At 51.5% G+C, this 24,190-nt stretch carries 24 protein-coding genes; 19 read left to right on the top strand and 5 right to left on the bottom strand.

Annotated elements, in window-relative coordinates; translation table 11 throughout:
* The first annotated feature begins 70 nt into the window (after positions 1-70).
* The 4 genes from fbaA to gcvH all read left to right on the top strand — a co-directional run bounded on the left by fbaA (position 71) and on the right by gcvH (position 3,916).
* Complete coding sequence (gene fbaA / locus VHA_RS03725; RefSeq protein WP_005501961.1) at positions 71-1,147, top strand: class II fructose-bisphosphate aldolase; 1,077 nt, start codon at positions 71-73, stop codon at positions 1,145-1,147.
* 220 nt (positions 1,148-1,367) lie between these two features.
* Positions 1,368-2,261, top strand: coding sequence for a small-conductance mechanosensitive channel MscS (mscS, locus tag VHA_RS03720; protein ID WP_005501959.1), 894 nt, complete (start codon positions 1,368-1,370; stop codon positions 2,259-2,261).
* Positions 2,262-2,478: 217 nt separating this feature from the next.
* Entirely contained in the window at positions 2,479-3,312 is an 834-nt protein-coding gene (gene mscS, locus VHA_RS03715; protein ID WP_005501957.1) for a small-conductance mechanosensitive channel MscS, read from the top strand.
* Between the two features lie 211 nt (positions 3,313-3,523).
* Positions 3,524-3,916 carry a glycine cleavage system protein GcvH gene (gene gcvH / locus VHA_RS03710; protein ID WP_005501956.1) on the top strand — a complete coding sequence of 131 codons (393 nt, stop codon included), beginning with the start codon at positions 3,524-3,526 and terminating at the stop codon, positions 3,914-3,916.
* A gap of 83 nt (positions 3,917-3,999) precedes the next feature.
* On the opposite strand, the gene VHA_RS03705 is transcribed toward gcvH, so the two are convergent.
* The 3 genes from VHA_RS03705 to ygfZ form a co-directional block, all read right to left on the bottom strand.
* Positions 4,000-4,203 carry a DUF1107 family protein gene (locus tag VHA_RS03705; protein ID WP_005501954.1) on the bottom strand — a complete coding sequence of 68 codons (204 nt, stop codon included), beginning with the start codon at positions 4,201-4,203 and terminating at the stop codon, positions 4,000-4,002.
* 278 nt (positions 4,204-4,481) lie between these two features.
* Positions 4,482-4,970, bottom strand: a complete 489-nt coding sequence (locus VHA_RS03700; RefSeq protein WP_005501952.1) for an aminoacyl-tRNA deacylase — start codon at positions 4,968-4,970, stop codon at positions 4,482-4,484.
* Positions 4,963-5,943 (bottom strand): tRNA-modifying protein YgfZ, encoded by a 981-nt coding sequence (ygfZ, locus tag VHA_RS03695; RefSeq protein WP_005501951.1) that lies wholly within the window; start codon positions 5,941-5,943, stop codon positions 4,963-4,965. The genes VHA_RS03700 and ygfZ overlap by 8 nt, the downstream gene beginning before the upstream one ends.
* Positions 5,944-6,126: 183 nt before the next feature.
* Between ygfZ and VHA_RS03690 the strand changes: the two genes are divergently transcribed.
* From VHA_RS03690 to VHA_RS03680, 3 genes are all read left to right on the top strand, one after another.
* Entirely contained in the window at positions 6,127-6,387 is a 261-nt protein-coding gene (locus tag VHA_RS03690; protein ID WP_005501950.1) for an FAD assembly factor SdhE, read from the top strand.
* On the top strand, positions 6,359-6,766 hold the full coding sequence (locus VHA_RS03685) for a protein YgfX (RefSeq protein WP_226926534.1): 408 nt from the start codon (positions 6,359-6,361) through the stop codon (positions 6,764-6,766). Before VHA_RS03690 ends, VHA_RS03685 begins: the two co-directional genes overlap by 29 nt.
* Positions 6,767-6,892: 126 nt before the next feature.
* Positions 6,893-8,701, top strand: a complete 1,809-nt coding sequence (locus VHA_RS03680) for a methyl-accepting chemotaxis protein (protein WP_040528157.1) — start codon at positions 6,893-6,895, stop codon at positions 8,699-8,701.
* 68 nt (positions 8,702-8,769) lie between these two features.
* Here the strand turns inward: VHA_RS03680 and nadB are convergent, their stop codons facing one another.
* Complete coding sequence (gene nadB, locus VHA_RS03675) at positions 8,770-10,383, bottom strand: L-aspartate oxidase (protein ID WP_005501940.1); 1,614 nt, start codon at positions 10,381-10,383, stop codon at positions 8,770-8,772.
* 462 nt (positions 10,384-10,845) lie between these two features.
* On the opposite strand from nadB, the gene rpoE reads away from it, so the two are divergent.
* The 11 genes from rpoE (at position 10,846) to acpS (ending at position 19,833) form a co-directional block, all read left to right on the top strand.
* Entirely contained in the window at positions 10,846-11,424 is a 579-nt protein-coding gene (rpoE, locus tag VHA_RS03670) for an RNA polymerase sigma factor RpoE (RefSeq protein WP_005501933.1), read from the top strand.
* A 30-nt stretch (positions 11,425-11,454) separates the two neighbouring features.
* Positions 11,455-12,081, top strand: coding sequence for an RseA family anti-sigma factor (locus VHA_RS03665; RefSeq protein ID WP_005501926.1), 627 nt, complete (start codon positions 11,455-11,457; stop codon positions 12,079-12,081).
* Positions 12,081-13,055: a sigma-E factor regulatory protein RseB gene (rseB, locus tag VHA_RS03660; protein WP_005501925.1), complete on the top strand. Its 975-nt coding sequence runs from the start codon at positions 12,081-12,083 to the stop codon at positions 13,053-13,055. The genes VHA_RS03665 and rseB overlap by 1 nt, the downstream gene beginning before the upstream one ends.
* Positions 13,052-13,546 carry a SoxR reducing system RseC family protein gene (locus tag VHA_RS03655; protein ID WP_005501924.1) on the top strand — a complete coding sequence of 165 codons (495 nt, stop codon included), beginning with the start codon at positions 13,052-13,054 and terminating at the stop codon, positions 13,544-13,546. The genes rseB and VHA_RS03655 overlap by 4 nt, the downstream gene beginning before the upstream one ends.
* 75 nt (positions 13,547-13,621) lie before the next feature.
* Entirely contained in the window at positions 13,622-15,418 is a 1,797-nt protein-coding gene (gene lepA / locus VHA_RS03650; protein ID WP_005501923.1) for a translation elongation factor 4, read from the top strand.
* A 60-nt stretch (positions 15,419-15,478) separates the two neighbouring features.
* A complete protein-coding gene (lepB, locus tag VHA_RS03645) occupies positions 15,479-16,378 on the top strand; it encodes a signal peptidase I (RefSeq protein WP_005501922.1) in 900 nt (299 codons plus the stop codon).
* 11 nt (positions 16,379-16,389) lie between these two features.
* Positions 16,390-17,064, top strand: coding sequence for a ribonuclease III (gene rnc, locus VHA_RS03640; protein ID WP_005501919.1), 675 nt, complete (start codon positions 16,390-16,392; stop codon positions 17,062-17,064).
* Positions 17,061-17,975, top strand: a complete 915-nt coding sequence (gene era, locus VHA_RS03635) for a GTPase Era (RefSeq protein WP_005501918.1) — start codon at positions 17,061-17,063, stop codon at positions 17,973-17,975. The genes rnc and era overlap by 4 nt, the downstream gene beginning before the upstream one ends.
* A 33-nt stretch (positions 17,976-18,008) precedes the next feature.
* The gene (gene recO / locus VHA_RS03630; RefSeq protein ID WP_005501915.1) at positions 18,009-18,722 is read left to right on the top strand and encodes a DNA repair protein RecO; all 714 of its coding nucleotides are present in this window, start codon (positions 18,009-18,011) and stop codon (positions 18,720-18,722) included.
* Positions 18,719-19,450 carry a pyridoxine 5'-phosphate synthase gene (pdxJ, locus tag VHA_RS03625; protein ID WP_005501914.1) on the top strand — a complete coding sequence of 244 codons (732 nt, stop codon included), beginning with the start codon at positions 18,719-18,721 and terminating at the stop codon, positions 19,448-19,450. The genes recO and pdxJ overlap by 4 nt, the downstream gene beginning before the upstream one ends.
* A complete protein-coding gene (gene acpS, locus VHA_RS03620; protein ID WP_005501913.1) occupies positions 19,450-19,833 on the top strand; it encodes a holo-ACP synthase in 384 nt (127 codons plus the stop codon). Before pdxJ ends, acpS begins: the two co-directional genes overlap by 1 nt.
* Before the next feature lie 51 nt (positions 19,834-19,884).
* Here acpS and barA read toward each other — a convergent pair whose 3' ends face one another.
* Positions 19,885-22,629, bottom strand: a complete 2,745-nt coding sequence (gene barA, locus VHA_RS03615; RefSeq protein WP_005501912.1) for a two-component sensor histidine kinase BarA — start codon at positions 22,627-22,629, stop codon at positions 19,885-19,887.
* A 191-nt stretch (positions 22,630-22,820) separates the two neighbouring features.
* Here barA and rlmD point away from each other — a divergent pair, with 191 nt between their 5' ends.
* Positions 22,821-24,137 (top strand): 23S rRNA (uracil(1939)-C(5))-methyltransferase RlmD, encoded by a 1,317-nt coding sequence (gene rlmD, locus VHA_RS03610; protein WP_005501910.1) that lies wholly within the window; start codon positions 22,821-22,823, stop codon positions 24,135-24,137.
* The last annotated feature ends 53 nt before the right edge of the window (positions 24,138-24,190 follow it).

The raw sequence follows: 24,190 nt of genomic DNA, 5'->3' as shown, positions 1-24,190 counted from the left end.
AACAAGCTAGCAGGAAAACTGGCTTGGATAGGATTTCACTCAAGACAACAGAGTAAATAGGACTATTGTTATGTCTAAAGTTTTTGATTTCGTAAAACCTGGCGTTATCTCTGGTGATGACGTTCAGAAAGTGTTTGAGATTGCTAAAGAGCACAAATTCGCTCTGCCAGCGGTAAACGTAGTAAACACTGACTCTATCAACTCAGTACTGGAAGCGGCTGCGAAGGTTAAAGCGCCGGTTGTTGTTCAATTCTCTAACGGTGGCGCAGGCTTTTTCGTTGGTAAAGGCCTGAAACTGGAAGGCCAGGAAGCGCAAATCAAAGGCGCAGTAGCGGGTGCAAAATACGTTCACGCTATCGCTGAATCTTACGGTGTGCCAGTTATCCTGCATACTGACCATGCTGCGAAGAAACTGCTGCCATGGATTGACGGTCTTCTGGCGGCGGGTGAAGAACACTTTGCTGCAACAGGCAAACCGCTGTTCTCTTCTCACATGATTGACCTGTCTGAAGAATCTCTGGAAGAAAACATCGAAATCTGTGCCCAGTACCTGGCTCGCATGGAAAAGATGGGCATGACGCTGGAAATCGAACTGGGTTGTACCGGTGGTGAGGAAGATGGCGTAGACAACTCTCACATGGAGCAGTCTGAGCTGTACACCTCTCCAGAAGACGTTGCCTATGCTTACGAGAAACTGAGTGCGATTAGCCACCGTTTCACTATCGCAGCATCCTTCGGCAACGTACACGGCGTATACAAGCCAGGTAACGTTGTTCTGACCCCAACCATCCTGCGTGATTCTCAGGCATACTGCGCAGAGAAGTTTGGTCTTGCACCAAACGCGCTGAACTTCGTTTTCCACGGTGGTTCTGGCTCTTCTCAGGCAGAAATCGAAGAGTCTATCTCTTACGGCGTGATCAAAATGAACATCGATACCGATACCCAGTGGGCAACATGGAATGGTATCCGTCAGTACGAAGCGAAGAATCATGACTACCTGCAAGGCCAAATCGGTAACCCAACCGGTGAAGATGCTCCGAACAAAAAATACTATGACCCTCGCGTATGGCTGCGTGCAGGTCAGGAGTCTATGGTTGCGCGTCTTGAGCAGGCGTTCAAAGATCTTAACGCGATCGACGTGCTGTAATTGCTGACACGCCAAAAATAACAGTTAAAAAATGTGATAAAACCCGCTAAATTTAGCGGGTTTTTTATTGGGCGCTATTTCGGTAGGCGCTTTTTTCTTGCTGCCTGATGCTTATCTTGCTGATACGAATTAAGAATAACGTTTTGTTTTATCAGTAGGCATTGAGTCTGGCAGCGTGATTTTGTGTGCCAATGGTTATTGGACGTGGTGAGAGAAGTAAATGATTGAACAAAACCCAGTAGAGTCTGTTGAACAAACAGCAACCCAAGTCATTAGCTGGCTGGAATCACATCAAGAACTGTTAATCCAGTACTCGGTGAACATTTTGACGGCACTGCTGATCCTGTTTATTGGTAACTGGCTGGTGAAGAAAGTGGCCGGTTCGCTCAAGGTTGTGCTGAAAAAACGTAACCTGGATCAGGCGGTGATCGATTTTATCGAGAACCTGGTTCGCTATGTGATGTTTGCGGTTGTCTTGATGGCCGCACTGGGCCGTGTTGGCGTGGAAACTGCGTCTATCGTTGCCGTTATTGGTGCTGCCGGTCTGGCAATTGGTCTGGCACTGCAAGGCTCACTGTCTAACTTTGCCGCAGGTGTGCTGATTGTGACTTTCCGCCCATTCAAATCCGGTGACTATGTCGAAGTGGGTGGCGTTGCGGGTCTGGTGGAGTCAATCCAGATTTTCTCTACCGTGCTGAAGACCACCGACAACAAAATGGTGGTGGTGCCAAACGGTACGGTGATCTCCAGCCCTATCACTAACTACTCGCGCCATGCGACACGTCGTATCGATTTTATCATCGGCGTTTCTTATAAGTCTGATCTGCAGAAAACCAAAGAAGTGCTGAGCCGTATCGTAAAAGCTGATCCCCGTGTACTGCCTGAGCCAAAGCCAACAGTGGGTGTATCAGCACTGATGGATTCATCGGTTAACTTTGTGGTGCGTCCTTGGGTGAAAACAGAAGATTACTGGTCAACATACTTTGATCTGCTGCAAGCAATCAAAGAAGGCCTGGATAAAGAAGGTATCGAAATCCCGTTCCCACAAATGGATGTGCATTATTACGCGGCAACAGCCACAAAAACCGAGAAAGGAGAGAAGCAAGCAGCATAATTGCGGATACTAGCAATCTTGATGCTGAAACCCTGCCAATTGGCAGGGTTTTTTGTTTAAGCTCTCGCGAAAGCACATGATTAGAGCGTTTTCGTGTTAAAATTGAGACACTTTTTATTGCTGATTAAACTGTACACTCTGCTCTGATTTTCATCCGGGCAAGTTCGTCAGGTTCAGGATGATATTTATAAGGCGTAACAACACCAAGGAAACTGCAATGGAAAATGCTACAAATGAAGCAATGAACTGGTTTAATAATAATCAGGAACTGCTACTTCAATACGGTGTCAACATCATCTCCGCGCTTCTCATTCTTATTATTGGTAACTGGGTTGTTAAAGCCATTGCTAATAGTGCCGCCAATGTGATGCGTAAAAAAGGGTTCGACAAAGCCGTTGTCGACTTCGTGCATACTTTTGTTCGTTACTTACTGTTCGTTATCGTGTTGATTGCCGCGTTGGGCCGTCTCGGTGTCCAGACCGCATCCGTCGTTGCGGTTATTGGTGCCGCAGGCCTGGCGGTTGGCCTGGCTCTGCAAGGCTCACTGTCAAACTTTGCTGCGGGTGTATTGATTGTGGCGTTTCGTCCATTCAAGAGTGGTGACTATGTAGAAGTGGCTGGCGTCTCAGGCTCTGTTGACTCGATCCAAATTTTCTCTACTGTGCTGAAAACACCGGATAACAAAATGGTGGTGGTACCCAACGGTGCGATTATCTCGAGTCCCATCACTAACTATTCTCGCCACGATACCCGTCGAATCGATTATGTGATAGGGGTCTCCTACAGTGCTGATCTGCAGAAAACCAAACACGTGCTGGCAGATGTATTGGCAAAAGAAACCCGCCTGCTGAGCACCCCGGCGCCAACTATCGGTGTGGTAGAACTGGCCGATTCATCTGTTAACCTGGTGGTACGTCCTTGGGTACGCACAGCAGACTACTGGGCAGTGTATTTCGACCTGTTGCAAGCGATGAAAGAAGCGCTGGATGCAGAAGGTATTGAAATTCCCTTCCCGCAGATGGACGTGCACGTCAACAAAGCCAACGGTTAAGTCTTTGGCTATTCGCCAGCGATATGGAGACAGTCGCTGGCGTTTTTATTGGGAAGAAAACGGTGAGGTGCGGCCCGGATCATGAGCCATAATCCCAAGGTATGATCGAGTTAAAACAATGGCTTTTTGTACGGTGATTTTTCTTGCTAACGGCTTAAGGCTTTCCTAATTTGTCCGGCATCGCTGCATTTTTTTAGAAGGAATCTGATTTATGAGCAATATCCCCTCTGAGCTAAAATTTACCTCCTCTCACGAATGGGTGAGGCCAGAAGGTGACGGTGTTTATACCGTGGGTATTTCTGATCACGCTCAAGCTCTGCTGGGTGACATGGTTTTTGTCGATTTGCCGGATGTGGGTGACACCGTTGATGCCGGTGATGACTGTGCCGTGGCAGAGTCTGTAAAGGCGGCATCTGATATTTATTCACCCTTGACGGGCGAGATCGTTGCGATTAATGAGGAGCTTGATGGTGCGCCTGAATTGGTCAACAGCGATCCTTATGGCGACGGCTGGTTGTTCCAAATACGTATCAGCGATCAGGGTGAAATTGATGATTTGCTGGATGCAGAAGCGTATCAGGATTCCATTGACGAAGAAGAGTAACTCCTCTGACATCCAGAGAAAAAAACACCGCATGAACGCGGTGTTTTTTCAAGCGAAGTGCTGGGGAAACAACCCCAAAACTATTAATACATTTCCTTTAGTTTACGGATTTCAGCGTTGATTTCCTTGACTGTCCGGTAATGCTCAATATTTCCATCTGACTGCGCCTGCACCATTCCCTGATGAAAGTCGAAATCGCCCCGTCCATCAATATGAATACGTCCACTGAACAGCCGGTAAACGTGTTTCGCAATCAATGAAGGGACATAACGATTAAACATCCGCATTCGCTATTCCTTTTGTGTATTCTTTGCTCGTCAACAACCTAAAACCAGTAAGACGAACTGTGAGGGTTAACCGCCACGCTTTTTGGTCCGGTTTGGGCGGGCGGCATTATAGCGATGCGGGTATGACTACATTGTGACAGGCAAGACACTTAATTGAATTTTCAGAAAGACAATATCGTGAGTTTGGGGTAGCTCACAGTATGGAAAATAAGACAAATATGGGTGGCTTTCTGGCACGTAAATTACACCCTTTTTATCGAACCGTATGGTGAATGGTTTCAAGGATCGTCTTTGTGCTCGCGGCAAATGTCCGCAAGCACGGGCTGACAGATATCGGCCAAATCCTGATAGCGCAGTTCAACCCCCGCCATGGGGGAGCCGCTACTGATATTGACCCGTTCAAACGCACTGAGTGACGGGTCAAAGAAAATGGGGACCATTCCATATACGGAAAGGGGGGTTACCGTGCCGGGAGAGTAGCCGGTAATGCTTTGAACATGCTGGCTGTCAACCATGGTCATGCGTCGGCAGCCAAGCAGAGCCCGTACTTTACGGGGATCAACCGACGCTGTTCCTGGAACGCAAGCCAATGCCATTTGTCCGCCCATGTCTCGAAGCAGCATGGATTTCACCAATTGCTGTGGTAGGACGCCACGCTGCTCGGCGGCGTCATGAATTGTGGTTGCCGCACGTTGATGCGGTAACAGCCGGAAAGGGATCCCGGCATCACGAAGGACAGAGAGGATGGGGGTGTCCAAATCAGGCATCGTCTTCCAAGCTATACGGCAGGTCGACTTTTTGCCACAACGTGTCTGTTTCTGGCAGACGAAACTGGCTGTTATCATCCAAGTTATTGGGCAATACAACCAATGCCAATGCCTGGCCGTCCTCAAAACGGTAGCCGGTCAGCACGGTACCGCCAGTACGCCAGTTTTCGCCCACACTGCGGTCAAACACATCACCGGCTTTGGGGGCGTCTTCGGCTTTACCCTGAAGCAGGTAGGTTGCACGTTTATTGATGCCACGGTATTTGGCACGCGCCACGGTTTCCTGACCGGTATAACAGCCTTTTTTAAAGCTGATACCATCCAGCGCCTGAAGGTTCAGGGCCTGAGGAATGAACTCGTTGGTGGTGGCATCCTCGATAGCAGGCAGGGCTGCACGTAGGTCGAGCAGTGTCCAAAGTGCGTTATCGCTCAGGGTGGCGCGTTCACCCAGCTCAGTTATCAGGGTGTCGGCTTCTTCTTTGTCGATGGCGAGTAACCAGCGGTTACCATCAATGCGCACTGCCGTGCCGGTTTGTGTCGGTCTGACATCCCCCTCACCGATAAAGCGGGACTCGACGGCATTGTTCGCTTTTTCCCCGGCAATACCAATGAGAACCTGCTCAGAAAGGGTGAACTCAGTTTTAGAAAACACCGCGTATTTTTTAATCTCCGCCAACTGTTTTTCGGCCACAGAAGCGGGTTGAACGTAGGCAACCCCGTTACCGTGGTGGAAAATCCGGATAGCAGACCACACCTTGCCTTTGGCGTCACAGTGTGCGGCAAGGGTTGAGCGTGTTTTTTCAAGCGACACCAGATCACAGGTGAGCTGTCCTTGCAGGTATGGAATGGTGTCCTGACCCACTGCCGTGATCAGTGCCAGATGATCGAGCGCAATCACTGACAGGGCTGGCAGTGCGCTGTCTGACGACAGGGGAAGCCGGTGGAAAGCGTGTGTTTGGTACCAGTTAGTCATGGAGTGTCTCGCTTAAAAATCAGGGGTGTTATGTTAATGCTATTAACGTGCAAAGTCAGCAATATGCCTTTGATATGGGGGCAGATCACAGGGTTACAAGATTCAATCCTTCAGCCGTAGCAAGGCCACCACCTCACTGATACTATTTGGGCCAGTTATTACAACCTAATTTCAGAGGTACTCATGCTGGGCGCAGAAGACAAAGCGCGTATCAAATGGGCATGCCGCCGTGGTATGTTGGAGCTTGATGTTATTATCATGCCGTTTTTTGAAGAGTGTTTCGATACATTATCTGAAGATGAAAAGCAGGATTTTGTCGCGTTACTGGAATGCGATGATCCTGATTTGTTCACTTGGTTAATGGGACATGGCCGCAGTGAAAATCCTGCGCTGGCGGCGATGACGGACAAGATTGTTGAGCACAACCGCCGCAAGCTTCGTTAATACTGAGGTCCGGTCATCCCGCTTGTGTGTGAGCGGGGTTGTTTGTTTTTACTTGCTGGCGGCAGGTCTGCTTTTTGCCGCCAGTGCCCTTCCGCTTGAAGTCAAATCTCTCCTTCTCTGCTTTCTGTTACGTGAAGTCCGGGGGTGGCAAACGCTGGCTGCCCAGAATCGCGGCGAGCTCTCGCTTCATATTGATGGCACCTGTCGGTATCAAGGGCAGGAATATAACGTCGTGAAGAGGGTGTTTTTCAGCCGTTATCTCATCGTTTTGGATATTGCCCGTAACGGGGAGAATCGCCGTTTGGTGCTGTCTTTTGATGCGTTTCCCCCATACGCATTCAGACACCTTTGCCGTGTGTATCTGGCATTGAAAGTGTGACAAAGATCGCCACGTCAGTTGTTTATCGTACGCGATCCCTAAAAAAAACCTTGAGTACGCCGATACCTAAATCAGCAGCCATACGGGCTGCCACCGGCTCATGATGTGGAAGAGGGAAGTGGTGATATGAAAATTAGAACGAAATTATATGGCCTTACGGCATTTTCAGCCGTGTCGTTATTGTTGTTTGCTTTTATTGGCTGGCAGGCATCTGAGCGCTTGATTGATTTGAAAACCAAACAATCTCTGGTGGCTGATCTGGAAGTGCGCCTGTTGAACTTGCGCCGTAATGAGAAAGATTTTCTGGCACGGATGGATAACAAATACGTCAACCGTTTTGTTGATAACGTGGACACCTTTAATTCCCTACTTAATACCCTGGACGAAGAAGCGAAAAGACTGAACATTCCACTTCCACAGATCAGTGCTGTGTCTCAGGCGATGAAGCAATATCACCAAGGCTTTATGACGCTGGCTGGTGGCTATGAAAAACTCGGCCTTGATACCCAATCGGGTATTCGGGGAGAACTCAGTGCGGCCAATGCACAATTGCTTGAGAATAATCCTGCTGTCAGTGACATCGCGTACCTTGTCACATTAAGCCGCCTTTTGATCAATGATGTCAGCGAAGCTTCGTATGAAGAGTTTGGACGTGTCTGGCAAGGCGTAAAATCGGAGACCGGATTGCCAGCCCTTGATGTACAAAAAGGGCTGGTTGAGCGTTATATGCAGTTGAGTCGCGATGTCGGGCTAGATCATAAATCGGGCTTGCTCGGTGCTATTCGTAGCCAGACTCATCAGGTGGAAGCTGATTTTGATGATATGCGCCGTCACCTTGCCAATGAGTTAGATGGTGCCCAACATACCCTGGTTGTTGGTGCGATTATCGTCCTGGCCATTATCTCAGCCCTTTTAATTACCGCCAGTGTTCTGCTGAACCGGTATATCCAGCGTCGCCTGACTAACCTGACAGCAACCATGGATAACGTGGCCACTGATCGGGATTTAACCTTGCGTGCAGCGACAGAAGGGAACGATGAAATTGCTCTGGTGGCGAAAGACTTTAACTTGGTACTGGAACATTGCCAGACCCTGATTGTCGGCGTGAAAGCATCAATCACCACGTTGAATGCTACAGCGTCTGATGTTCAGTCACGCAGCCACAGTGCCGAGATGGCCCTTAGCAAGCAGCATTCAGAAGCCGATATGGCGGCGACGGCGGTCAATGAAATGGAAGCGACTATCCGTGAAATTGCCAGCAATACCGAAACGGCGGCAATCAATGCCGGACAAAGCCTGACGCGCGCCCAGAAAGGGCATCAAACAGTTCAGGCAACACGAGAGGCTATTCTTACCTTGTCAGAAGGCCTTTGTACCGCCAGTAACGACATTCATGGCCTGGTGTCCCTATCGCAAAAAATTGGGACAGTGGTCGATGTTATCAAAGACATTTCTGAGCAGACCAACCTGCTGGCGTTGAATGCGGCAATTGAAGCAGCCCGGGCCGGTGAACAGGGGCGGGGGTTTGCGGTGGTCGCCGATGAAGTGCGCTCGCTGGCGAACCGTACCAATCAATCCACCGATGAAATAGCGACCATGATTTTATCTCTGCAAGAGCAGACCAACAGTGTGGTAGAGCGTATTAATGCGTGCAAGAATGACAGTGACCAATCGGTTAGCCATGTTGAAGAGGCAGCGTCAGAGCTGGATAACATCATTATCGATATGCAGCAGATCATGGACATGAGTACCCAGATTGCCGCTGCGGTGGAAGAGCAAAGCATGGTGGCGAAGGAAGTCAACCAAAACGTGCATTCGATCCAGTCAATCACCTCGGAAAATACGGTAGCGACCAGTGAAAATGCCCAGGCAGCGGCAAGGGTTGCCGCCCAGAGTGGTGAGCTGGAAACGGCGGTTTTGGCCTTCCGCTCTTAAATATCCCCGACATCCCCCGATTCAAAAAGCCCTCAATCTGAGGGCTTTTGTTCATCAGGGCGCGTTAGTTAACAGGGGAAATCCGGCACCAGAATGGTTGGGCCGGAATCTTCGGCTTTATCCGGATAATCGATGGTGTAATGCAGGCCCCGGCTTTCTTTTCGTGCCATGGCACAGCGTACCATCAGCTCTGCTACCTGTAGCAGGTTACGCAGCTCCAGCAGGTTGTTTGAAACCCGGAAATTGCTGTAATACTCGTGGGTTTCCTGCTTTAACAGTTCGATGCGGCGCAGTGCGCGTTCCAGGCGTTTGGTAGAGCGCACAATGCCGACATAGTCCCACATAAACAGGCGTAGCTCATGCCAGTTGTGTTGGATCACCACCTCTTCATCTGAACAGGTAACCAGGCTGTCATCCCAGTGTGGCAGCGTTGGCGGTAGCTCTGCTTGTGTGGCGTGCTCACCAATGTGCTTTGCGGCTGACCAGGCATACACCACACACTCCAGCAGGGAGTTAGAGGCCATGCGATTGGCACCGTGCAGGCCGGTGTAACTCACTTCACCAACCGCATAGAGGCCTTCCAGATCCGTCTGGCCGTTTTTGTCCACCATTACCCCGCCACAGGTGTAATGGGCCGCAGGCACAATCGGGATTGCCTCTTTGGTCAAATCAAAGCCAAAAGATAGGAGCTTTTCATTGATAGTGGGGAAGTGCTTGGTAATGAACTCCGGGTCTTTGTGGCTGATGTCGAGATACATACAATCAGCACCCAGGCGCTTCATTTCGTAGTCAATCGCACGGGCAACGACATCGCGTGGGGCCAGCTCTGCCCGCTCATCAAAATCCGGCATAAAGCGTGAACCATCAGGACGGCGCAGGTAAGCCCCTTCCCCCCGCAAGGCTTCAGTCAGCAGGAAATTGCGCGCTTCCGGGTGGAACAGGCAAGTCGGGTGAAACTGGTTAAATTCAAGGTTGGCAACCCGGCACCCTGCACGCCACGCCATGGCGATACCGTCTCCGGATGAGACGTCCGGGTTAGAGGTATATTGATAGACTTTCGACGCACCACCGGTTGCCAACACGACGAACTTGGCACGCACAGTTTCGACCGCTTCACGGTCACGGTTCCACACATAAGCACCGAGGACACGGTTTGGACCGGAGATACCGATTTTCTTGCGGGTGATCAGATCCAGCGCGTTGTGACGCTCCATGACCCGGATATTGGGATGCTGCATGACATTTTCCTGCAGCGATGTCTGCACGGCAGCGCCAGTTGCGTCGGCAGCATGAAGGATACGCCGGTGGCTATGCCCGCCTTCACGGGTGAGGTGGAACTTGGGCTCATCGCTGTCGTTGTCATCTTCGCGATCGAATGGGACGCCGCCATCAATCAACCATTGAACACATTCCTTGGCGTTTTCCGCAATAAACTTCACCACCTCTGTATCACAGATACCGTCGCCGGCAATCTGGGTATCTTCCACGTGGGACTCGACCGAATCACTCTCATCGAATACCGCAGCAATACCTCCTTGCGCGTAATACGTCGCCCCTTCACTGCGTGGTCCTTTACTCAGCACCATCACTTTTTGTGTCGGTGCTAAATGGAGCGCCAGGGAAAGGCCGGCAGCGCCACTGCCAATCACCAGCACGTCACATACGTGTTCTTGATTGCTCATTGATTACGTATTCCTTTCGCTCAAATGAAAGGAACATCCCTTCATCTGGAACAACGAGTTCGAGTTATGTCAGTGAGTTTACACTAATGTTGCTGTGCAATTCACTTATCCGCCTGCAACTTCCGGCGACAACCCTCTTTCCGTTATTGGATATGCCATGATGAGACAGTGTTGAAAATAAGGTATGGGCCCGGGTTAGGGCGTAGCCAAACATTCTGGTAGACTTTGCGAGTGGGATCTAATCATCAAATTAATCAGAACCGTTAAAGGAACTTTCTTTTAATGTTTCACTCATACACTGTGCTCATTTAACAAAATCGCGCGACCCTAAAGATGTCGTGCACCACAGTGGCAACGAGCGAGAAGAAATACCGGTAGTTGACAGTGCCTTGACCTTTTGCAGCGACACTGGCACTTACAAACGCCGACTAACGGTATCAATAATAAGGAGAAGGCGCTCGAATGAGCGAGCAGTTAACCGATCAAGCCTTAATTGAGCGCGTACAGAATGGTGACAAGCAGGCGTTCAACCTGCTGGTCGTAAAATATCAAAACAAGGTATGCAATCTGATCTCTCGCTACGTCAGCAACAACGGGGACGTGCCCGATGTTGCTCAGGAAGCCTTTATTAAAGCGTACCGTGCCTTACCGGGGTTTCGCGGTGAAAGTGCTTTTTATACCTGGCTTTACCGCATAGCGGTCAACACAGCGAAGAATTATCTGGTTGCCCAGGGACGCCGTCCACCATCGAGTGATATTGACGCGGAAGAGGCGGAAAATTACGAGAATGGGGGAGCACTGAAAGAAATTTCGAACCCTGAGAACCTTATGTTGTCTGAACAGTTGAAGCAGGTCGTTTTCAGTACGATTGAAGCGTTACCTGATGATCTGAAAACGGCAATCACCCTGCGTGAGATCGATGGCTTAAGTTATGAAGAGATCGCAGAAGTGATGGACTGCCCGGTGGGAACGGTGCGTTCTCGTATCTTCCGTGCCAGGGAAGCGGTAGACAAGCGTGTTCGTCCTTTGATGAACCACTAACAGTGTTATCTGTTGATTACGGTGAAATAAATGGCTGAAAAAGAAAACCTTTCCGCTCTCTTCGATGGTGATGAGATTGATCAGGCGCTGATTGATGTGCTGGAAAACGATCAGTCTGCGCAGCAAGCATGGAAAAGCTTTGCCGTCACCCGGGATGTGATGCGTGGAGATGCGCCAAGTCATACAGGCTGGGATATTGCCTCCCGTGTTGCATTAGCGCTTGAAGACGAGCCAGCGCATGGCCCGCAATCTATACCCAATGTGGTGCCAATGCAGGCGTCCCAGCCAACGCCACATGTGGCGAGAAAAGGACTGCCATCCTGGCTGCAACAACTTACTCAGGTGGGCATGGCGGCAGCGGTATCATTGGCCGTGATTGTCGGTGTGCAGCAGTATAATGGTGGTGAGCAGGCGGATCCGGTATTGGCAGGTTCTCAGCCTCCCGTATTGCAGACCATTCCTCTGTCTGGCTCTGCTGAGCCAGTGAGCCTGAGTCGGGAGTCGCTTCAGGGTGATCCGACTGAAGCGAAGTTAATGGAACAGCGACGTCGTGTGAATGCCATGTTCCAGGACTATGAGTTGCAGCTTCGCCTCAATGCTGATGAAATGATGGAACGAGACGAGAAGCTATCACCAGAAGTGAGCAAACAAGATTGATGAAACATCTTCTGATCGGTGCCTGTGCACTGGTCAGTCTGGTAGCGAATGCCTCGACGGAAGGAAATCCCGCCGAGGCATTGTTGCATCAGATGGACCAGGCAACCGAACAACTGGATTACGAACTCTCCTATATTCTGGTTCGCAAGAACAGTATTGAGCCCCTTCGCTTTCGTCATGCACGGATTGACGATAAATCGTTTGGACACATTGCTTATCTGGCAGGCCCTCCCCGTGAAGTGATCCGTCGGGGGGATGAAGTGAGTTACTTCGAGCCGGGGATCGATCCTTTCACGATTGAAAGCAACCAGATGGTGGCACCACTGCCGGCCATCATGCAGTCTGACATTGAACACCTTGCGACCTTGTATGATTTTGTGCCGCTTGGCCGTGCCCGGGAAGCGGGGCTGGCGTGTGATGTTGTGCGTGTGTCTCCGAAAGATGGGACTCGTTATTCCTACGTGCTCTGGATAGACCAGAATACCAAGCTGTTGGTTCGTTCGGATCTGCTGGACCGTGATGGCGAGCCGATTGAACAGTATCGCGCACTTTCGTTGGTGATCTCGTCACAAGTTGGCGAGATGATGAAGCAGATGTCATCGATTGAACTGCCACCTGTGGTGCAGGTGCCCAAGCAACAGGATCTGGGGTTGAACTGGCAAGTCACCGCCTTGCCGGACGGCTTTTCGCCGATTTACAGCAACCGCCATCGCTTGATGATCACGAAACGCCCGGTTGAAAGCCAAATGTTCAGTGATGGTCTGTTCAGTTTCTCTGTTTACCTTTCTGAAGCCGATGACTTCTCTGTACGGGAGCAGTTGGTGAGAAAAGGGCGTCGTACACTGCACAGCCAGGTTTCCGGCAATGCAGAAATTACGGTTGTTGGTGATATTCCTCCGGCAACGGCAAAGCGTGTGGCGGAATCAGTCCGGATGACAGCACCGAACAAGACTAAGGGGAAACAGGCACCATGATCACCGCACTGGCTGAAGTGACCGGTAGCGGCGATGGGTATCTGACAGTACGCTGCCAGCAAAAAACCAGTTGTGGCAGCTGTGCGTCTAAAAACACCTGTGGCACCGGAATTGTCAGCAATGCCTTACCGGGCAAGGTAATGGATATCCGGGTGCCGAGTGAAAAAGCGATCGCCGCCGGTACACTGGTGGAAATTGGCCTTGAAGAACAAACGATACTCAAGTCGGCCGTTGTGGTGTATATCCTGCCTTTGGTATTTGCGGTATCCGGTGCGTTTTTGGGACAGATCCTCGCAGATTTAATGGCAGCAGGAGAGGGCGTTATTATCCTGTCTTCCTTACTTGCGGGTGTGTTGGGTGTCGTTGTTGCACGCTGTTTCTCGCGAAAGCTGGAACAAGAAATTGGGACTACGCCCAAACTGTTACGTGTCCTTGGCAATGCGATGAATACTGCCACGCTGATAAATGCCGCAACAGAGGATAGCGACTAGCCATTTATTTCGGTAGAATCCCGCCACTTGATCGTACGATCTTTAATTTTCATTAACGAGTTAGTCACACCATTTATGAAGCACATTCGTAACTTTTCGATTATTGCCCACATTGACCACGGTAAATCGACCCTTTCAGACCGTCTGATTCAGGTTTGTGGCGGTTTAACCGATCGTGAAATGGCAGCACAGGTTCTGGACTCCATGGATCTGGAACGCGAACGTGGTATCACCATCAAAGCACAAAGTGTGACGCTGAATTACACAGCAAAGGATGGGGAAACCTATCAGTTGAACTTCATCGACACTCCGGGACACGTTGACTTCTCTTACGAGGTATCGCGCTCCTTGGCGGCGTGTGAGGGTGCTTTGCTGGTGGTGGACGCGGGTCAGGGTGTTGAAGCTCAGACACTGGCAAACTGCTACACCGCGATTGAAATGGACTTGGAAGTGGTGCCAATCCTGAACAAGATCGACTTGCCCGCCGCAGACCCGGATCGCGTAGCAGAAGAGATTGAAGACATTGTCGGCATCGATGCCACCGAAGCAACCCGCTGCTCAGCAAAAACTGGCCTCGGTGTTGATCTGGTTCTGGAAGACATTGTTAAGAACATTCCACCACCGGAAGGCGATCCCGCAGCGCCATTGCAGGCACTGATTATTGACTCATGGTTCGACAACTACCTGGGCGTTGTGTCTCTGGTACGTATTAAAAACGGTGAGTTGAAGAAAGGTGACAAGATCAAGGTCATGAGCACCGGTCAGGTGTGGGGCGTTGATCGCATCGGTATCTTTACACCTAAACAAACCGATACCCAGGGGCTGCGTACCGGTGAAGTGGGCTGGGTTGTCTGTGGTATCAAAGACATCCTGGGTGCACCGGTCGGTGATACCCTGACCCACGCAAAACACGGTGCAGACGCGCCATTGCCTGGCTTTAAAAAAGTGAAGCCACAGGTTTATGCGGGCCTGTTCCCGGTATCGTCAGACGATTACGAAGCTTTCCGTGATGCGCTGGGTAAACTGAGCCTGAACGATGCATCCCTGTTCTATGAGCCGGAAAACTCAGCGGCGCTGGGCTTTGGTTTCCGTTGTGGTTTCCTTGGCATGCTGCACATGGAAATTATCCAGGAACGTCTGGAGCGTGAATACGACCTGGACCTGATCACCACTGCACCGACGGTGGTGTACGAAGTGAAGAAAACCAATGGTGACGTACTGTATGTAGACAGCCCGGCAAAACTGCCAGCGGTGAACGACATTGAGCACATTGGTGAGCCGATTGCACGCTGTAATATTCTGGTGCCATCCGAATATCTGGGTAACGTGATCACCCTGTGTATTGAGAAACGTGGTACACAGGTCGACATGATTTACCACGGTAACCAGGTGGCCCTGACGTATGACATCCCAATGGCCGAAGTGGTACTGGACTTCTTCGATCGCCTGAAATCCACCTCACGTGGTTATGCGTCGCTGGATTACAATTTCCAGCGTTATGAAGTGTCGAAGATGGTGCGTGTAGATGTGCTACTGAACGGCGATAACGTGGATGCGCTGGCCATCATCACCCATAAAGATCAGGCACAAAGCCGTGGCCGTGATCTGGTTGAGAAAATGAAAGAGTTCATTCCCCGCCAGCAATTCGACATCGCGATTCAGGCAGCTATCGGTAACCACATTATTGCGCGTTCTACCGTAAAACAGTTGCGTAAGAACGTGACGGCGAAGTGTTACGGTGGTGACGTAAGCCGTAAGAAAAAACTGCTGCAGAAACAAAAAGAAGGTAAGAAACGCATGAAGCAGATCGGTAACGTCGAGCTGCCACAAGAAGCGTTCCTGGCGATTCTGCACGTAGGCAAAGATAAATAACCTGAGCGTTACGAAAGCGAAGGTGATGTAACAAAGGGAATAGAGGTTTAGGGGTACACGATGGCTAATACTTTCTCGCTGATTCTGGTGCTTGTCACCCTGTTTACCGGGATTATCTGGGTACTGGATAAGTTCAAGTGGGCGCCTCGCCGCCAGCAAAAAGCGGCTGAGGCGCTAAACATGGACAGCGGCGAGCTGAGTGCGGAGCAGGTGGCACAGGTTGCTCCTCAACCAAACTGGGTGGAAACGTCCGCTTCTGTGTTCCCCGTGATTAGCCTTGTTCTGGTATTGCGCTCTTTTGTTTATGAGCCGTTTCAGATCCCTTCTGGCTCCATGATGCCGACATTGCTGGTGGGCGACTTCATTCTGGTAGAGAAGTTTGCCTACGGCCTGAAAGATCCGGTGTTCCGCCATCAGTTGGTGGAAACCGGAAAACCGGAACGCGGTGATGTGGTGGTGTTCAAATACCCGCCACAGCCCAATATTGACTTTATCAAGCGTGTTATCGGCCTGCCGGGCGATACGGTACGCTACAACGAAGACAAGCGCCTTTGTGTTCAAAAGCAAGGTGAGTCTAGCTGTGAGCTGGTGCCGGTCGACGATGTTCACAAGAGTGAATTTGTCCAGCGTGGCGTTAATCTGGTTCAGGCGCAGGAAAACCTTGGCGCTGAGCCGCATCAAATCCTAGTGAATCCTTTCATACCAAACCAAACCGGGCAGTATTATCCAACGCCGGGTCTGGGTGAGTGGGTGGTGCCGGAAGGCCAGTATTTCGTGATGGGCGATAACCGCGACAACAGTAAAGACAGCCGCTTCTGGGGCTTTGTGCCGGAAGCGAACCTGGTAGGTAAAGCTGTCGGTATCTGGATCAGTTTTGAATTTGATGAGCAAGGCGACAGCTTCCTGCCGTCTTGGGTACCTGTCGGGGTGCGCTTCAACCGCATCGGCGGCATTGATTAACTTGGAACAACATGACAACACCAATGAATAGATTACAGCGTCGTATCGGTTATACATTTAACGATACGACGCTTCTCAGTCTCGCCCTGACACACCGAAGCGCCAGTGGAAACCACAATGAGCGCTTGGAGTTCTTGGGCGATTCTATTTTGAGTTTCGTTGTTGCTGACGATCTCTACCATCGTTTCCCGAACGTTGATGAAGGTGATATGAGCCGTATGCGTGCAACGCTGGTTCGCGGTAACACGCTGGCTGAACTAGGCCGCGAGTTTGAACTGGGTGATGTATTGCAACTGGGACCAGGAGAGTTGAAAAGTGGTGGTTTCCGCCGCGACTCCATCCTGGCAGACGCCGTAGAGGCGATCATCGGTGCCATTTACCTCGACAGCTCTCTGGAAACGGTACGTGGAATTGTATTGAACTGGTACAAACAACGTCTGGAAACCATTCAGCCGGGCGCGAACCAGAAGGATCCGAAAACACGGTTGCAGGAATTCCTGCAAGGGCGTCGTAAGCCATTGCCTGCCTATAATGTAACCAAGGTACAAGGTGAAGCGCATAACCAGCAATTTACGGTGGAATGTGAAGTGGCAGGACTGGATCGGCCTGTAGTAGGTAAAGGCAGCAGTCGTCGCAAGGCAGAACAAGCGGCTGCGGAATTGGCATTACAAAAGCTGGACTCATGACAGATACACCGCAAACACGCCACTGTGGCTTTATTGCCATCGTAGGCCGCCCCAACGTCGGCAAATCAACCCTGCTCAACCGTCTGGTTGGGCAGAAGCTGTCTATTACCTCGCGTAAACCGCAAACGACCCGTCACCGCATCATGGGGGTAGATACCCGTGACGGTTATCAGGCCGTGTATGTGGATACGCCGGGGCTTCACATTGAAGAAAAGCGCACCATCAACCGACTGATGAACCGTGCTGCATCCAGCTCCCTGACCGACGTTGAGCTGGTATTGTTTCTGGTGGACGGTACCCACTGGACGCAAGACGATGAAATGGTGCTGAACAAGCTGAAAAAAGCCCAGCTGCCCACAGTGTTGTTGGTCAACAAAGTCGATAACGTCAAAGAAAAAGGCGAGTTGTTCCCGCACTTGCAGGAAATCAGCCAGAAAATGGACTTTATCGATGTCGTGCCGGTATCGGCGAAGCACGGTACCAATATCGATGTGGTAGAAAAACTGGTGCGTAAACACCTGCCGGAAGGCGAGTGGTATTTCCCGGAAGAGTACGTGACTGACCGCTCACAGCGCTTTATGGCCTCGGAAATTATCCGTGAAAAATTGATGCGTTTTACCGGCGACGAACTGCCTTACTCCGTGACCGTGGAAATCGAGCGCTTTGACTACAACCCGGAAACGGATGGCTTTGAAATCAATGGCCTGATCCTGGTTGAGCGTAACGGCCAGAAACGTATGGTGATCGGCAAAGGTGGCGATAAAATCAAAACCATTGGCCGTGAAGCCCGCCTTGATATGGAAGAGCTGTTTGAGCGCAAGGTGTACCTTGAGCTTTGGGTGAAAGTGAAATCCGGTTGGGCGGATGACGAGCGCGCACTGCGCAGCCTCGGTTACATCGACGACCTGTAACCGCCACACCACCAGAGAAAATCCAGGAGCACTATGGAAGGCTTGCAGCGCTGCTTTGTTCTGCACTCACGACCCTACAGTGAGACCAGCCTGATCCTGGATGTATTCAGCGAAAATCACGGGCGCGTCAGCCTGATGGCAAAAGGCGCCCGTGGTAAACGTTCTCCCCTGAAAGGGGCGCTTCAGCCCTTCACCCCGCTGTTAATGAAATGGTCTGGCCGCGGCGAAATGCATACTCTTCGCCATGCCGAAGCCATGGGGCTTGCAATTCCCCTTTCTGGCAATGCCCTGTTTTCGGGCTTTTATCTCAATGAGATCCTGAGCCGGGTTGTCGAGCCGGAAACCGCGTATCATCAGCTTTTCTATGATTATGTCACCGCCTTGACGGAGCTCGCCCAGCACCGCAATCCTGAACCTGCCCTGCGTCGGTTTGAGCTTGCCTTGCTCGACTCACTCGGCTATGGAGTGGATTTTCTCCACTGTGCCGGCAGCGGTGAGCCCGTTGATGAAACCATGACGTATATCTTCCGTGAGCAGCAGGGGTTTGTTGCCTCGCTGATGAAAAGCAATACGCTTATGTTTACGGGCAGCGACCTGAAGGCGCTGGCAACCCGGCAATTCTCGACGGCAGAACAGCTAAAGGCCGCCAAGCGCTTTACACGGCTGGCCCTTAAGCCTTATCTTGGCCCTAAACCGCTGAAAAGCCGTGAGCTATTTTTGTTAAGAACAAGGAAATCAACGCAATGAATACCCTTTACCTGGGCGTTAATATTGACCACGTTGCGACCGTCCGTAATGCGCGTGGCACCCAATATCCTGATCCTGTCCACGCCGCAGAGATTGCAGAGCGTGCCGGTGCAGATGGTATTACCATTCACTTGCGTGAAGACCGTCGCCACATTAAAGACCGCGATGTTTACCTGTTGAAAGAGACCATCCAGACCCGTATGAATCTGGAGATGGCGGTGACCGACGAGATGGTGAACATCGCACTCGAGGTAAAACCGGCGTATGTCTGTCTGGTGCCTGAAAAGCGTGAAGAACTCACGACAGAAGGTGGCCTGGATGTGGCAGGCCAGCTTGAGAAAGTGAAAGCTGCCACCGAAACCCTGACCGCTGCCGGTATCAAAGTATCCCTGTTTATCGATGCAGACCGCGCCCAGATTGATGCGGCGAAAGCCTGTGGTGCCCCGTTTATCGAACTGCACACCGGCCGTTATGCGGAAGCCTCGACCGACGAAGAGATGCAGGCAGAGCTGAAGAAAATTGCCGCAGGCGCGAGTTATGCGGCAGATCTGGGCATCAAAGTGAACGCAGGCCACGGCCTGACTTATCACAACGTGAAACCGATTGCGGCAATCCCTGAGATTTATGAGCTGAACATTGGTCATGCGATTATTGGCCGCGCGGTATTTGATGGCCTGCATAAAGCCGTGGCGGACATGAAAGCCCTGATGCTGGAAGCACGTCGCTGATGGCGGTGGTGGGCCTTGGGACTGACATCGTTGAAATTGCGCGCCTTGAGAAGGTCATTGCGCGCACCGGGGATGCGTTTGCCAGACGTGTCCTGACCGAAAAGGAGCTGGTTACCTATTCCAGCTCCAATTTCCCGGCCCGTTTTCTGGCCAAGCGTTTTGCGGTCAAAGAAGCCGCGTCAAAAGCGTTAGGCACCGGTATCGCCTGTGGCGTCACTTTCCATGACTTTGAAGTGACCAATGACGAGTTGGGGAAGCCTGTCGTCGAATTTTCCGGCGTCGCGCGAAAGCTCGCGGACGAACGTGGGGTGCAAAATATTTTTCTCACCCTTGCCGATGAGAAACGCTACGCGGTAGCGACGGTACTGCTCGAGTCCTGTTAGCCTGTACACCATGACCAAAACGCCCCGTGTGCGGGCGTTTTGTCTTTAGGTTCAGGAGTTATCCTCCAGATAATGCGGTGACTGGTCCCGAATGTTTTGCATTTCATCCAACAGCTCAAACAGTTCCGGCTCAATCTCTTCAACAGTGGCCCCGCGTTTTAGCTGGGTTTCCAGTTCATGGCAGAGGCTTTTGAGCCGTGGCACACCACTGTAGGCGCAGCTGCCGTGGAGCTTGTGGATTGCCGGGCCAAGGTTCACATCGCTCTCTTTGAGGGCGAGGTTGACCTTCTCTTCCACTTCATCGAAAGAACGTACCAACATCTGTAGCATTTCTCTGGCCAGGTCTTCCTTGCCCGACGCCTGCTTCATCGCCAGTGACCAATCAATACTGAGTGATTCCCCCAGTTTGTTCGGGGTGATAAGGGGGGAGTTAGGCTGGGCTTCGCCAGTGTGTGGATGAGTCCAGTGATGTAAGACTTGCTCAAGAATATGTTCCTCAATCGGCTTGGTCAGGTAATCATCCATGCCTTCATTGAGTAAGCGCTCACGTTCTCCGCTCATAGCATGGGCGGTAACCGCTACCACCGGCGTCAGGTGATTCATCGGCGTTTGACGGATCTCATGGCAGGCGGTGACGCCGTCCATTTCCGGCATCTGGATATCCATCAAGATGAGATCAAACTTCTGGGTTTGTGCCTGTTCGACCGCTTGTTTTCCGTCTGACGCTGTCACCACATGGGTAACCCGTTCTTTGAGCAGGGCAGTGATAAGCTTCAGGTTGGCTGGGTTATCATCCACAGCCATCACCGAAATGGGCACTTTATCTGTCTGGGTTTCTACGGCAGGTGGCAGAGGAGCGAGTGAGTGCCGTTGCCCCTGTAATTGTTCAATCAGCTTGCGCACCGATAACGGTTTGGCAAGGCAGGCAGCGACACCGGAAGACAGCAAGGACTCCGACAGGGCAAGTTCGGTCGTAGGGAGACAGAAAATCACTTTATCGGTGAATGATTCAGCCTGCTTGGCCATGGCGGCAAGAGTGTCAGCCGTCGGTACCTCGGCGGCATCGACACAGATCAGGGCGCAGGACGTGAACGGTGCATTGTCGGGCAGCTCGGCGTAATCGACAATGTCGATACTGAGGTGAGAAAGACGGTCGCGCATCATGTGGCGGCTTTCTGCGTTGGGTTCAATCAGCAACAGACTCTGGCCTTTCAGCCCTTCTGCATCTATCGGCTGTACCAGTGGTAGGTCGGTTTTAATCAGGGTCATGGTGAACCAGAACGTCGACCCTTGATGAAGCCGGCTGCTGAAACCGATATCCCCACCCATTTGCTGCACCAGCTTCTGGGTGATCACCAGCCCTAAGCCTGTCCCGCCATAGCGTCGGCTGATGCTGGTGTCGGCCTGACGGAATGCCTGGAACAGTTGCGATTGCTGGCGCTCGGAAATTCCAATACCGGTATCACGGATCACGAATTGCAATTCCAGCCGTTCGTCCCGTTGCTGCTTGAGCTCAACACTGACATTGATGTGACCCCGTTCCGTGAATTTGGTGGCGTTACCAATCAGGTTAGTGAGCACTTGCTGGATGCGAAGCGGGTCGCCAATCACCCCGGCAGGAATACGTGGGTCGATGCGAAGGTTGAGTTCCAGCCCTTTTTCATGCGCCATGGGGGCCAGCAGGCGCATCACTTCATCCAGCGAATCCTCAAAATCAAACGGAATGTTTTCAAGCAGCAGCTTGCCCGCTTCAAGTTTTGAGAAATCGAGAATGTCGTTGATGATGGTCAGCAGGTTATTGGCAGATTTTTCAATCGTTTGCAGGTAATCCTGCTGACTGCTGGAAAGCTGGGTTTTCAGCATCTGGCGGGTAAAGCCAATGACACCATTGAGCGGAGTTCGCAGCTCGTGTGACATGTTGGCGAGGAATTCCGATTTTACCCGCGCCGCTTCCTGGGCGTTTTTCTTGGCGATATCCAGCTCAACGTTCTGGATCTCGAGCTGCTCGAGTGTTTCACGCAAATCTGACGTTGCCTGATCGATGCTTTGCTGCATTTCCAGGTGATATTCCGACAGCGAAATGGCCATCGCGTTGATGCCGTTTTTCAACGTATCGAGCTCACCGAGTAATTTGCCTTCAATCCGGACATCAAGGTGTCCACGGCGGATCCTGTCAATCATGCTTATCATCTGCTTGATCGGCATTTCCACATCCTGCAGCAGGCGGTAGGCAAAGAAACAGGAAAGGATAAGCCCTAAAACCAGCACCACACCAGCAGAAATAATTTCCCGGTATTGCTTGAGTTTGACCGAGGAAATGTCCATTTCCATGGCGATGTAACCTATGGGCTTATCCTGCACCTGTGCATTGTTAGAATCGGTGATAGCACGGATGGGGGCGCGCAGCAAAATGGCGTCCTTCAGGTGGATAATGTCCAGCCGGTCTGGCAAGGGCTGTCCCCGGGGCACGGAGAGTATGTCCAGGTTTCGGTGATAGTTGGAGGTAACAAACAGCTTATTCTGGCTGGAAAAGACCGCAATGCTGCGAATGTACTGGGAGTGCTGGCGATGGGTGTGCCCAATCAGGCGCTGCACATTCTCCCGGCTTTCATTGGCAAGGCCGATTTCGCTGGCAATAGCCAGTGGTTCAATGATCGCCTGACCGGCAACGGCAAGCTGTTGCTCCAGCTCCTGATAGCGGTTTTTGATAAAATAGGCGCTCAGTAAGATGCCGATGATAAGCGTCGGGGCGAGTGTCAGGGTGATTACTCTGGCGCGAAGTCCGTATTTGGTCATGCTGTCTATTCTGTGGGAGAATTGCCGTCATTTTTGCGGCGTACCTAAGAACCATTCTAAACAGAGGTGCGCATCGACACCAAAGCTGACGGCGAGAATTCAGCAGGTTATCACAACTGGCTGGCCGCCAATATTCGAATCTATGCGCAAACCACCATACCGGTTTGCGCAGAAAGCTGGAACCAAGAGCCATGGCGCGTTTTTTTAAGCCACAGAAGAAAAAAACTCTCGATACCAAACATAAAGCCTTCTCAGTAGTGCGTCTCGACCATCAGGGGGACGGTGTGGCATTTGATGGTAAGAAGCCGGTGTTTGTCGCCGGTGCCTTGCCGGGCGAAGAGGTGGTGGTGCAACTGACCGAAGACAAACGCCAGTTTGCCCGCGCGCGCCTGATCAAAGTGGTGAAAGCCAGTGCTGAGCGCATCAAACCCTTCTGTCGGCATTATGGCGTATGTGGAGGCTGTAACCTCCAGCATCTGAGCCATGAAGCGCAAATCGAGGCCAAGCAAGCCACCCTTTCACAGTTGATGAAGAAATTTGCGTCGGCTGATCTGGCGCAGGATGCCCCAGTTATTTCTAAGCCGCTGGCGTATCGTCGCCGCGCCCGCCTCAGTGTGAAAGTCAGCAAACAGGGTGAGCTGGAAATGGGATTCCGCCAGCGCAGCACGAATGACATTGTGACGGTGACAGACTGTCCGGTGCTCAGCACCGAACTGAATGCCTTGCTGCCCGGGGTGTATTCCCTGCTTGATGGGCTGCGAGGTCGTCGCATTATTGGTCATATCGAGCTGGTGGACTCGGATGCCGGGCGCGTTTTGCTGGTGCGTGCCATCAAGCTGTTGCATGACGAGGACATCAGCCGACTCAAAGCCTTTGCCGGAGAGCATAACCTGGTGCTTTACCTGCAACAGGAAGACGGCGAGGTTGTCCGCCTGACAGGACCGCAGCCCGCTTATTCCATCGGTGGGCAAACCCTGGCGTTTGAGCCACAGGATTTTATCCAGGTCAATGCTGACATCAATGAAAAGATGATTGCACAGGCGTTAGACTGGCTGGCGCTAGATGAATCAGACAAGGTGCTTGATCTGTTCTGTGGACTGGGTAACTTCAGTTTGCCACTGGCGGAAAAAGTGAAAGCCGTGGTGGGCATTGAAGGGGTGGAAGAGATGGTTGCACGTGCCTCGCAGAATGCGTTGAGCAATAATCAGGCAAACGCACGTTTCTACCATGCCAACCTGGAACTTGATGTGACAGGAACGGTCTGGGGAAAAGAGCAGTACAATAAAATTTTGCTCGACCCCGCACGTGCCGGTGCTTTAGAGGTGATGCCTTATGTGGCACAATCCGAGGCTGAGCGGGTTGTGTATGTGTCCTGCAACCCGGCAACCCTGGCGCGAGACAGTCAGGTACTGCTCGAAAACGGGTATCAGTTGGTTCGGCTGGGCATGTTGGATATGTTCCCTCATACCGGGCATCTGGAGTCGATGGCACTGTTTGTCAGAGAGTAAGTTGCCCATCCGGCTGTCATGGCGATGGCCGGTTTAAGGATAAGAAAAACAGG

This window comes from Grimontia hollisae CIP 101886, from assembly GCF_000176515.1.
Taxonomy (GTDB): Bacteria; Pseudomonadota; Gammaproteobacteria; order Enterobacterales; family Vibrionaceae; genus Enterovibrio; species Enterovibrio hollisae.
Note: the sequence above shows the minus strand (reverse complement) of the source record. Positions and strands in the feature narration are given on the sequence as shown.

Bases quoted from the DNA above. Each gene is read 5' to 3' on its own strand.
- fbaA (WP_005501961.1), top strand. From the start codon at position 71: ATGTCTAAAGTTTTTGATTTCGTAAAACCTGGCGTTATCTCTGGTGAT.
- mscS (WP_005501959.1), top strand. From the start codon at position 1,368: ATGATTGAACAAAACCCAGTAGAGTCTGTTGAACAAACAGCAACCCAA.
- mscS (WP_005501957.1), top strand. From the start codon at position 2,479: ATGGAAAATGCTACAAATGAAGCAATGAACTGGTTTAATAATAATCAG.
- gcvH (WP_005501956.1), top strand. From the start codon at position 3,524: ATGAGCAATATCCCCTCTGAGCTAAAATTTACCTCCTCTCACGAATGG.
- VHA_RS03705 (WP_005501954.1), bottom strand. From the start codon at position 4,203: ATGCGGATGTTTAATCGTTATGTCCCTTCATTGATTGCGAAACACGTT.
- VHA_RS03700 (WP_005501952.1), bottom strand. From the start codon at position 4,970: ATGCCTGATTTGGACACCCCCATCCTCTCTGTCCTTCGTGATGCCGGG.
- ygfZ (WP_005501951.1), bottom strand. From the start codon at position 5,943: ATGACTAACTGGTACCAAACACACGCTTTCCACCGGCTTCCCCTGTCG.
- VHA_RS03690 (WP_005501950.1), top strand. From the start codon at position 6,127: ATGCTGGGCGCAGAAGACAAAGCGCGTATCAAATGGGCATGCCGCCGT.
- VHA_RS03680 (WP_040528157.1), top strand. From the start codon at position 6,893: ATGAAAATTAGAACGAAATTATATGGCCTTACGGCATTTTCAGCCGTG.
- nadB (WP_005501940.1), bottom strand. From the start codon at position 10,383: ATGAGCAATCAAGAACACGTATGTGACGTGCTGGTGATTGGCAGTGGC.
- rpoE (WP_005501933.1), top strand. From the start codon at position 10,846: ATGAGCGAGCAGTTAACCGATCAAGCCTTAATTGAGCGCGTACAGAAT.
- VHA_RS03665 (WP_005501926.1), top strand. From the start codon at position 11,455: ATGGCTGAAAAAGAAAACCTTTCCGCTCTCTTCGATGGTGATGAGATT.
- rseB (WP_005501925.1), top strand. From the start codon at position 12,081: ATGAAACATCTTCTGATCGGTGCCTGTGCACTGGTCAGTCTGGTAGCG.
- VHA_RS03655 (WP_005501924.1), top strand. From the start codon at position 13,052: ATGATCACCGCACTGGCTGAAGTGACCGGTAGCGGCGATGGGTATCTG.
- lepA (WP_005501923.1), top strand. From the start codon at position 13,622: ATGAAGCACATTCGTAACTTTTCGATTATTGCCCACATTGACCACGGT.
- lepB (WP_005501922.1), top strand. From the start codon at position 15,479: ATGGCTAATACTTTCTCGCTGATTCTGGTGCTTGTCACCCTGTTTACC.
- rnc (WP_005501919.1), top strand. From the start codon at position 16,390: ATGACAACACCAATGAATAGATTACAGCGTCGTATCGGTTATACATTT.
- era (WP_005501918.1), top strand. From the start codon at position 17,061: ATGACAGATACACCGCAAACACGCCACTGTGGCTTTATTGCCATCGTA.
- recO (WP_005501915.1), top strand. From the start codon at position 18,009: ATGGAAGGCTTGCAGCGCTGCTTTGTTCTGCACTCACGACCCTACAGT.
- pdxJ (WP_005501914.1), top strand. From the start codon at position 18,719: ATGAATACCCTTTACCTGGGCGTTAATATTGACCACGTTGCGACCGTC.
- acpS (WP_005501913.1), top strand. From the start codon at position 19,450: ATGGCGGTGGTGGGCCTTGGGACTGACATCGTTGAAATTGCGCGCCTT.
- barA (WP_005501912.1), bottom strand. From the start codon at position 22,629: ATGACCAAATACGGACTTCGCGCCAGAGTAATCACCCTGACACTCGCC.
- rlmD (WP_005501910.1), top strand. From the start codon at position 22,821: ATGGCGCGTTTTTTTAAGCCACAGAAGAAAAAAACTCTCGATACCAAA.